This is a genomic window from Bradyrhizobium sp. Kon58 (genome assembly GCF_055807455.1).
On the sequence record NZ_JBVVOT010000616.1, the window covers coordinates 1 to 243 of the forward strand.

Here is a 243-nt window from a genome sequence, read left to right on the forward strand (position 1 = left end):
GCCGCTGACAAACGCCCGCCAGAGTACGTCAGTACAAGCAGCTCCTCTTGCTCGTGGCTAAGGATGCGCTCCAGAAAACCTGCCGTACCGTAGGAGAAGGTCAACCGTTCACCATTTTCGAACAGCATGGCAACAATTCGGTACGGCACGGTCGAGCCGGTACGCTGCAAAATCTCAACGATGCCATCTTGGTAAATTACATGCAGTGTGCTCGGATCGGGACGCTTGACCACTAAATTCTTT

Annotated in this window: 1 protein-coding gene; it reads right to left on the bottom strand. The window is 53.1% G+C overall.

The window, feature by feature from the left end; genetic code table 11:
- A partial coding sequence (locus AC0L20_RS41690; protein ID WP_473295943.1) for a hypothetical protein occupies nucleotides 1–243 on the bottom strand: 243 nt, incomplete at both ends.